Origin of the sequence: Pseudoduganella sp. RAF53_2, assembly GCF_052113985.1 — a bacterium.
Lineage (GTDB): Bacteria > Pseudomonadota > Gammaproteobacteria > Burkholderiales > Burkholderiaceae_D > Rugamonas.
Genome location: NZ_JBFRDW010000897.1, coordinates 1 through 1,761 on the forward strand (window position 1 = coordinate 1; position 1,761 = coordinate 1,761).

The 1,761-nt window shown below is 65.9% G+C and carries 2 protein-coding genes; both read left to right on the top strand.

Annotated features, from left to right (window positions below):
• The coding region (locus tag AB4Z11_RS30795; protein WP_442029850.1) for a helix-turn-helix domain-containing protein at positions 1 to 1,212 on the top strand (1,212 nt) is incomplete at its 5' end.
• A 33-nt stretch (positions 1,213 to 1,245) separates the two neighbouring features.
• The coding region (locus AB4Z11_RS30800) for a glutamine cyclotransferase (protein ID WP_442029852.1) at positions 1,246 to 1,761 on the top strand (516 nt) is incomplete at its 3' end.

A 1,761-nucleotide genomic window follows, 5' to 3' on the forward strand; every position in this document is an offset into this window, starting at 1 on the left:
ATGATCGCCGCCGCGGCGCGTGCACTGGCGACCGGCGACCTGCTGGGAGCATTGAAGCGTGTGGCCCTACGTGGCGACGCCCCGGCGCTGGCCCTGCGTGGCATCGCTATGGCGCAGCTGGGCGATCTGCCGCGCGCCAAGGAGCTGCTGAAGCAGGCCGGGCGCGCATTCGGATCAAAGGAAGCGGTGTCCCGCGCGCGCTGCATCGTGGCGGAAGCGGAAATCGCGCTCGTGTCGCGCGACCTGGCCTGGCCGCCGAAGGCACTGGCTGCCGCGCGCGCTGCTCTGGAAGCGCACGGGGACCATATGAACGCTGCCCACGCGCTGCACATCGAAGCGCGCCGCGCGCTCCTGATCGGCCAGCTGGACGAAGCGGAACGCCTGCTTGGTACGGTCGATGCATCGCAGTTGCCACCGCCGTTGCGCACTTCCTTCGAACTGGCCGCTGCGGGCATTGCCATTCGCCGGCTGCATTCCGGTCCGGCCCGCGCGGCGCTGGAACGCGCTCGCGAGGCAGCGCAGCAATCCGGTATAGCGAGCCTGCTGGCGGAGGTCGACAGCGTGGCGCACGTATTGGAGGCACCGGCTGCGCGTCTGATTTCCGTCGGTGAGCAGTGCTTCCTGCGATTGCAGGAGGTGGAAGCATTGCTTGGCTCCGGCAGCGTGGTGGTGGATGCCTGCCGCCATGCGATCCGCGCCGGCTATGTGCTGGTGCCGCTCACCACGCGCCCGGTCCTGTTCACGCTCGCCCGAATGCTGGCTGAAGCCTGGCCCGGCGACGTATCGCGTGCTGCGCTGGTGGCCAAGGCATTTCGCGCCAAGGATGCGGACGAATCGCAGCGCGTGCGCCTGCGCGTGGAGATTGGCCGCCTGCGCAGCGAGATTGCCGGATTTGCAGAAATCACTGCAACCAGAGACGGCTTCGTGCTGGCGCCGTCCGGTGACCGGAAAATCGCCGTGCTGGCGCCTCCGTCCGACGATCATCAAGGCGAATTAATGGGCTTCCTGGCCGATGGCGAGTCCTGGTCGAGTTCTGCGCTGGCGATTGCGACCGGCGCCAGTCCGCGCACCGTGCAGCGGGCGCTGGAAACTCTGGCCGCCGAAGGCAAGGTGCATGCTTACGGACGTGGTCCGGCGCGGCGCTGGACCATTCCTTCGGTACCGGGATTCCCGTCAACCTTGTTACTCCCAGCTTCGCTGCCAGCCGGGTAGGATGGGCACGTCAAACAAACAAAGGGGCGAGACATGAAACATTCCAAAGCTGAGATTCTGCGCGAATATGGTCCATATCCGGACGCGGAAAGCGTTGGTGGCGTGACTTTCGACGGTGAGAACGTCTGGTTTGCGGCTGGCGGTGGGCTGATGGCCTTCGATCCTCAAGGCGGTGAAGTGGTGCAGTCGATCGATGTCGCAGCGCATGCCGGCACGGCTTTCGATGGGCGTTATCTGTTCCAGATCGCCGAAGACAAGATCCTGAAGATCGATCCGAAGAACGGCCAGGTGCTGTCTTCGATTCCCGCGCCGGGCAAGGGCGGCGACTCCGGCCTGGCCTGGGCCGATGGCACATTATGGGTGGGCGAGCACCGCGCCCGCAAGATTCGCCAGGTCGATCCGCAGACGGGCGAAGTGCTGCGGACCATTGAATCCAACCGGTTTGTCACGGGCGTGACCTGGGTGGACGGCGAGCTTTGGCACGGCACCTGGGAAGGCGACAAGAGCGACGTGCGCCGCATCGACCCGGGCACTGGCGAGGTACTGGAA